The sequence below is a fragment of the Cellulosilyticum sp. genome (assembly GCF_982396655.1).
The window spans coordinates 114,475-121,556 of record NZ_CEVXFV010000008.1; the positions used below are offsets into that span (position 1 = coordinate 114,475).

Here is a 7,082-nt window from a genome sequence, read left to right on the forward strand (position 1 = left end):
ATAAATAATGTAAAATATATAAAAACAATCATAAAGTATTTAATTTTGATATCATTTTGTTAATAAAAATGAAAAACATTCTTAATACAAGTATAATGTAGTTGAAAATTGCTGTCAACGAAAGGCGATTTCCAGTGAATGCATTTCATAAATAAATAAGGGCGGAGAAAATAGCTTATCGTATATTGGATTGTAACAATCCATATAAAAGGATATAATACTAGTAGCTAAAAGAAAGGAATTAATAGAATATGTTAGACATTTGTTTACTCGGAACAGGCGGTATGTTGCCGCTGCCAGACCGTTATTTAACAGCAATGATGGCAAGATATAATGGCAGAAAACTTTTAATAGATTGTGGCGAAGGCACACAAGTAACGATGAGGATGTTAGGATGGGGGTATAAAACATTAGATATTATTTGTTTTACCCATTATCATGGTGACCATGTAACGGGGCTTCCAGGATTACTTCTTACAATTAATAATACAGGAAGAACAGAACCACTTACAATTATAGGGCCTCCAGGGCTTCGTAAAGTAGTAGAAGGATTAACGGTTGTAAGTCGCGATATTGCCTTTGAACTTAATTTAATTGAGTTACCATATGAAAGACAAACTTTACAAATAGGGGAATTCCATATTACAGCTCAGCCAGTACCACATAATGTAAAATGCTTTGCTTATACTATTGAGAATCACAGAATGCCTAAATTTATTGTAGATAAAGCTAGAGCAAATAACGTGCCTCAAAAGTTATGGAAACAACTTCAACAAGGAAATACTGTAGAATTAGATGGCAAAACATATACACCTGATATGGTTTTAGGCGCAGCTAGAAAAGGCATTAAGGTAGCTTATGCCACAGACTGTAGACCTACAGAGCCTCTAAAGGAGCTCATTAAGGATTCAGATTTATTTATCTGTGAGGGTATGTATACAGATGATAGTTATTTAGATCAGGTAAAAAAACATAAACACATGTTAGCTTCAGAGGCAGCAACACTTGCTAAAAATGCTAATGTAGGCGAACTTTGGCTGACACACTTCAGCCCAGCAGTACCAAATGCTTATATTGATGCAAGTGGTGCTAAGGAAATTTTTCCAAACACTACTGCCGGTTATGACCGTATGGTAACAACTATAGATTTTAAAGAAAATTAATAGACATACTATAGGAAAAAAGTACTAAAATAGTAGTAGGATAATATTGGGGCAAGATATAAAACTTTAACTTTTTGAGGAGGGTGTTCTATGAAAAAGTTTGGGCTTATCGTATTTATGGTAGTGATGTGTGTGGCATATTTCTTTTATGCCAAATCAAGATCAGGTATTAAAAATGAAGCCGTTGTAAATGCAATACAGGTAGATAAGAAATTTGATGAGATTAAAGAGCGTATAGAAGAAGAGTATCCATCTACAGCTAAAGAAGTTATACAGACATATAATGAACTTATGGGATATGCATATTGTAGTAGTATGAAAGATGAATATACAGAAGCATATATTGAGGATCTTAATCTTTTATATTCCAAAGAACTTATAGAACTTAATCCTATGGAGCAACAAGTAGCACTGTTCAAGGCGCAACGCATAGGAGAGGAGACAAAGCCGCTTATAGTTATTCAAAGCGAAATTGAAACAGTTGTTAAAGCTGAAAATAATGGTGAGATCAGTGATACAAGTGCACAAGTAGAAGTAAAACATAGCACGAATAAAGGTGATATCATAAGAACTTATAGCTTAATTAAAGAAGATGGTAAATGGAGAATTAACAGCTGGAAAGACGAAAAATAATAGATATCAGTGGAGGAACAAGAGATGAAAGACGTAACAATACTAGCTATTGAAACATCTTGTGACGAGACATCAGTAGCAGTCGTAAGAAATGGAAGAGAAGTGCTTGCAAATAGTATTTCAACACAAATTCCATTACATGAATTATATGGTGGTGTTGTACCAGAGATTGCATCTAGAATGCATGTAGAAAAAATTAACTTAGTCATAGAAGATGCACTTCAAACAGCAGGCATTACATTAGATGATATTGATGTAGTAGGTGTAACTTATGGACCAGGTTTAGTTGGAGCACTTCTCGTTGGCGTAGTAGCGGCTAAAGCTATTGCATTTGCTAAAAATAAACCACTTGTGGGTGTACATCATATCGAAGGACATATTGCAGCTAACTATATAGAACACTTAGATTTAGAACCACCATTTTTATGTCTTGTTGTATCAGGTGGACATACACACTTAGTTTATGTAGAAGATTATACTAAATATGAGATTATTGGTCGCACAAGAGATGATGCAGCAGGAGAAGCTTATGATAAAGTAGCACGAGCTATTGGGCTTACTTATCCAGGGGGACCTAAGCTTGATAAGCTTGCTAAAGAAGGGAATAAAGATGCAATCAAATTCCCAAGAGCTATGCAAGACGGTAGCTATGACTTTAGTTTCAGCGGCTTAAAATCAGCAGTTCTTAACTATGTTAATGGTGCGAAGATGAAAGGTGAAGAAATTAATGCAGCAGACCTTGCAGCTTCTTTCCAAGCAAGTGTGACAGATGTACTTGTGGAAAAAGCGATGCAACTTGCCAAAGAAAAAAATATTTCAAAGATTGCTTTAGCAGGTGGGGTAGCAGCTAATCAAGGCCTCCGCGAAGTAATGGAAGCAGCTTGTGAAAAATCAGGTAAAAAGTTATACTATCCAGGACTTAAACTTTGTACAGATAATGCCGCAATGATAGGTTGCGCTGCATATTACGAATACCTCAAAGGAACAAGAGCAGATATGTCATTAAATGCAGTACCTAACTTACCACTTGGCAAGAAATAACTAAAGAAGAGGGGCAAGCAATGAAACAGGTTATTAGGATTCTTATTTCAGGAGTAATAGCTGGACTTATTGCATTAGGTGTTACTGAATTAGAAGTAATAGGCCTTATACCAAAGACTATAGAGGGTGCATTTAATAACTTATATATGAATAAAGAAATTATTATATTCATTTTAGTATTTGCAATTATATTTTTAACCATAAGCATCCCCTTAGCTAGAAAGATGGCAGAACAATTAGAGAAGGCCATTGATAAATACCCTATGCAAGAAATTCTAATGTATATTATAGGTCTGGGAATTGGCCTTTATGTAGCATATCTTGCAAGTACAGCCTTTAAAATAACTGGTAACAATAGGATTAGCGAAATATTTATTCTTCTAATTTATCTAGGGCTAGGTTTCTTTGGTGTGTATTTAGTGCATCTTAAGAAAGAAGAAATAAAAGGATGGCTTAGTAAGCAGGGAGAAGCTTTAACACATACGACGCATCCTAAGATATTAGATACGAGCGTTATTATAGATGGGAGAATACTAGATATCATTAATACGGGTTTTATTGAAGGAAAGGTAGTTATTCCTTCATTTGTACTTGATGAACTGCGTCATATAGCAGATTCCTCAGATGCACTTAAGCGTAATAGAGGTAGGCGTGGCTTGGATATTTTAAATGAAATTAAAAATGCCGCGACAGCTACAGTAGAAGTAGTAGATATTGACTATAGTGATATAGAGGAAGTGGATAGTAAACTTTTAAAATTAGCTAAGCAGCTACAAGGTAAAGTTGTTACTAATGACTTTAATCTCAATAAAATTGCTAGGTTTCAAAAGGTACCAGTTCTTAATATTAATGATTTAGCTAATGCTATTAAGCAAGTTGTATTACCTAATGAAGAAATGAATGTGCAAATAGTTAAAGAAGGTAAAGAAGAGGAGCAAGGCTTAGCCTATCTTAATGATGGCACAATGATTGTTGTAGAAGGTGGCAAGCGATACGTAGGTAAAAACGTGAGTATCATTGTAAATACTGTTTTGCAGACATCTGCTGGACGTATGATATTTGCCAGAATTGGTAAACTGGAAAAGTAGTGAAACAATAGAATTGAATAATGGGAGCTGCTGCAAGACAATAAGAAATTATACACGCTGGGGGAGGAAAGATGCAGGATATAAAAAAAACAATAGTAAATTATAAATTTACAATAGTAGCAGTAATACTTATATTAATAGCCATTCTTATGCCGGCTAATGATATACCTTCGGTAGGAATACCGGGAATAGATAAGGTAGTACATTGTGGCATGTTTGGATTTTTAACATTGTGTCTATATAGTGAATATTATTATGAACATAAACATATGCCAAAGGCGCTATATGCTATGGGTGGGATAGCAGTCTATGCAGCTGCTACAGAGGTAATGCAGCACTTTGTTGAAGGTAGGTCATGTGACTTTGTAGATTGGTTAGCGGATGCAACAGGAATTATTTTAGCAGTCATAGTATTTCATTTAGCAATAAAGTGGTTTAAGAATAAAAAAAATAGTAATAAATAAAAAATACCGTGATATTAACAAGCTTTAGATGTTAATATCACGGTATTTTTTATTATGAATTTTTAGGTTGTCTCTTACTCCAGAAAATATAAGCTGTCACTAATAAAAGGGTACAGATTAATACATAAAGTAAGAATAAAGGATTTTGCATACCTACATAGAGAATGATTAAAGAACCAACAATCGCTAAAATAGGATTTACAATTCCTTTCCAAATGCTCTTGATTTCACGTTTAATACCGAAACGAAGCACTTGAAGATAAAGTAAAATAAATGCCACATAGTTTAATGTAATAGCAATCTCAGAGACATCTGAGTTAGGTAATAAGTTGAATTTCTGAGTGATATAGTGAAGCGCAAGCCAACATAAAGTAATGATAAATCCTACTAAAGTAGAAGCAATAGGAAAATCAAACTTTTTATTGATTTTAGCAACCTTATCCGAACAAGGGAACATATTTCTAAGCGCTAAAGAATATGGTAATTGACAAAGTCCCATTGTTAAACCATTAGCTGTTCCTAATACAGAAATAATAACGAATACTAAAATAGCTTTAGCACCCCATGGACCAAATAACTGGTTAGCAGCGAGGTCAACGTGACCATCTCCGCTCGCCATAACTACTTCAGGCCCTAAGTATGTACAAATACCTATGAAGTAAAGTAAATAAATAATAAGAATGAATAATGGCGCACAGATAAGAGCTAAAGGTACATTTCTTTTTGAATTTTTTACTTCATGAGAAATAGATGTAGCAACAATCCAACCATCAAAAGCAAAAACAATAGGAACAAGAGCTGCAAGCCAAGTTCCACCTTGAACTTCTGAAGATGTTACATGAAGCGCAGCAGAAGGATTGCCCCAAATAAGCCCAAAGATTCCGATTAAAACAAGAGGAATAAGCTTAATAACAGTGGCGGTTGTTTGGAAAAAGCCAGCAAGTTTTGCTGAAAAGGCATTTATACCAAAAACGATGATACATGTACCAAGTCCAATTAGGATTTGTGTTTCAAGTGATCCTTCAATGCCAAATAAAATTTCCATATAAACACCTACAATGTAACATACGACAGCAATAAGTGTAGGATAGTAAAGAAAAGTTTGGAACCATCCCAAAGCACAGCCAATTCCACCATTATATGCTTCCTCAGCATAACTAATAATTCCACCAGGCTTATCATTTCTAGCAGCTAACTCGGCAATAGTTAAACTACCGAAGATAATACTAATAGCCGCAATACAGAACGCTAATGCACCAAGCAAAATGTTTCCATTTGTAGCAATAAGAATATTATCGCTTTTAAAGAAAATACCTGAACCGATAACAACGCCAATAATCATAGCGATACATGTTACTAGTCCATATTTGTTTTTCGTCGACATGATGTATACTCCTTTGATGTCAAAAATGATATAGTTCATTATTATATAGATAAGCTTAGGAGTTAACAATAATTTTTTGTTAAATATTAACTTACCCTAGAAAGATATAGAAATATAGAAAGGTCTACTGAGGTATAGTGGAAGCGTATATGAAAATTGATTCAAAGCTGTAAAGAGAGGTATTATAATTAATAAGGAATAAATAATACATACAATCCTATATAGAAAAGGGTTAATGAAGTATAATATAGTAATAAAAATAAGCTAAGTATAGAGAAACTAACTAGAAACTATGAATAACTAAAATTTATAAATGTGAAATCTATAGATAGAGAAATCAACTATAATTTAAAATCATACATCACATAAAGAAGTTTTTCCTAATGATTTTACATAGCTATAAAATAATGAATAACTAAATTTTACAAATATGAAATCTATAATAAAATATTTTTATAAGGAGTTAGAATATGGAGAAAGTATCAGCAATTATAGTCGCAGGTGGCAGTGGTAAACGTATGGGAATGGCCATAAAAAAACAGTATATCCTATTAAATGAAAAAGAAGTGCTTGCACATACTATAGAGAAATTTAATAATTGTGCCTGTATAGATGAAATTGTAGTAGTTGTAGGAGCAGATGAAATACAAGGTACTAAAGAAAATATTGTTGAAAAGTACGGATACAATAAAGTGAAACAAATAATAGCAGGAGGTAAAGAACGTCAGGATTCGGTTTATAATGGACTTGTAAATACAGATAAAAATGCTAAATATGTAATGATTCATGATGGTGCAAGACCATTTATTAAAGAAGAGACCATCAATAAAGCTTTAGATGCGGTTAAGCAAAACGAGGCATGTGTAGTAGCCGTTCCAGTGAAGGATACAATAAAAGTAGTAGATAATAACTCAAAGGTTATTGAACATACACCAAAGAGAGAAACATTATGGAGTGTACAAACACCACAATGTTTTGATAAAAAGACCTTATTATCAGCATATCAATTCGCACATGAAACAAAATTAGCAGTAACAGATGATAGTATGTTAGTGGAAGCATATGGAAAAGAAGTTTATATAGTAGAAGGGGATTACACAAATATTAAAATCACGACCCAAGAAGACTTACTTATAGGAAAGGCAATTCTTGAATCAGAAGGAAGCAGTAGTAGAAGAGATGGTGTATTCTAAAAATGGAATATTACATTAAGAAGTCAATAAATTATAGAAAAGCAGTATATAATAATACAAGAATATAAGTTCCAATAAAGGTATAAGTCTAATGATAAATAGTATTAGTATTAGTA

General features: G+C 33.3%; 7 protein-coding genes. 6 read left to right on the forward strand and 1 reads right to left on the reverse strand.

Annotated features, from left to right (window positions below):
* Positions 1 to 251 precede the first annotated feature (251 nt).
* From AC1VAQ_RS05615 to AC1VAQ_RS05635, 5 genes are all read left to right on the forward strand, one after another.
* Positions 252 to 1,163, forward strand: coding sequence for a ribonuclease Z (locus tag AC1VAQ_RS05615; RefSeq protein ID WP_302599431.1), 912 nt, complete (start codon positions 252 to 254; stop codon positions 1,161 to 1,163).
* Positions 1,164 to 1,253: 90 nt separating this feature from the next.
* Positions 1,254 to 1,796 carry a DUF6715 family protein gene (locus AC1VAQ_RS05620; RefSeq protein WP_302599430.1) on the forward strand — a complete coding sequence of 181 codons (543 nt, stop codon included), beginning with the start codon at positions 1,254 to 1,256 and terminating at the stop codon, positions 1,794 to 1,796.
* Positions 1,797 to 1,820: 24 nt separating this feature from the next.
* The gene (tsaD, locus tag AC1VAQ_RS05625; RefSeq protein ID WP_302599429.1) at positions 1,821 to 2,837 is read left to right on the forward strand and encodes a tRNA (adenosine(37)-N6)-threonylcarbamoyltransferase complex transferase subunit TsaD; all 1,017 of its coding nucleotides are present in this window, start codon (positions 1,821 to 1,823) and stop codon (positions 2,835 to 2,837) included.
* 20 nt (positions 2,838 to 2,857) lie between these two features.
* Positions 2,858 to 3,925: a PIN/TRAM domain-containing protein gene (locus tag AC1VAQ_RS05630; RefSeq protein WP_479903581.1), complete on the forward strand. Its 1,068-nt coding sequence runs from the start codon at positions 2,858 to 2,860 to the stop codon at positions 3,923 to 3,925.
* 71 nt (positions 3,926 to 3,996) lie between these two features.
* On the forward strand, positions 3,997 to 4,389 hold the full coding sequence (locus AC1VAQ_RS05635) for a VanZ family protein (protein ID WP_302599427.1): 393 nt from the start codon (positions 3,997 to 3,999) through the stop codon (positions 4,387 to 4,389).
* Positions 4,390 to 4,441: 52 nt separating this feature from the next.
* On the opposite strand, the gene AC1VAQ_RS05640 is transcribed toward AC1VAQ_RS05635, so the two are convergent.
* Complete coding sequence (locus tag AC1VAQ_RS05640; RefSeq protein WP_302599425.1) at positions 4,442 to 5,773, reverse strand: APC family permease; 1,332 nt, start codon at positions 5,771 to 5,773, stop codon at positions 4,442 to 4,444.
* Between the two features lie 470 nt (positions 5,774 to 6,243).
* Between AC1VAQ_RS05640 and ispD the strand changes: the two genes are divergently transcribed.
* Positions 6,244 to 6,966 carry a 2-C-methyl-D-erythritol 4-phosphate cytidylyltransferase gene (gene ispD, locus AC1VAQ_RS05645; RefSeq protein WP_302599423.1) on the forward strand — a complete coding sequence of 241 codons (723 nt, stop codon included), beginning with the start codon at positions 6,244 to 6,246 and terminating at the stop codon, positions 6,964 to 6,966.
* Positions 6,967 to 7,082: the final 116 nt, after the last annotated feature.

What these genes read in the sequence shown, in the direction of transcription:
- AC1VAQ_RS05640 (WP_302599425.1), bottom strand. Translation starts at nt 5,773, where the DNA reads ATGTCGACGAAAAACAAATATGGACTAGTAACATGTATCGCTATGATT.
- AC1VAQ_RS05630 (WP_479903581.1), top strand. Translation starts at nt 2,858, where the DNA reads ATGAAACAGGTTATTAGGATTCTTATTTCAGGAGTAATAGCTGGACTT.
- tsaD (WP_302599429.1), top strand. Translation starts at nt 1,821, where the DNA reads ATGAAAGACGTAACAATACTAGCTATTGAAACATCTTGTGACGAGACA.
- ispD (WP_302599423.1), top strand. Translation starts at nt 6,244, where the DNA reads ATGGAGAAAGTATCAGCAATTATAGTCGCAGGTGGCAGTGGTAAACGT.
- AC1VAQ_RS05620 (WP_302599430.1), top strand. Translation starts at nt 1,254, where the DNA reads ATGAAAAAGTTTGGGCTTATCGTATTTATGGTAGTGATGTGTGTGGCA.
- AC1VAQ_RS05635 (WP_302599427.1), top strand. Translation starts at nt 3,997, where the DNA reads ATGCAGGATATAAAAAAAACAATAGTAAATTATAAATTTACAATAGTA.
- AC1VAQ_RS05615 (WP_302599431.1), top strand. Translation starts at nt 252, where the DNA reads ATGTTAGACATTTGTTTACTCGGAACAGGCGGTATGTTGCCGCTGCCA.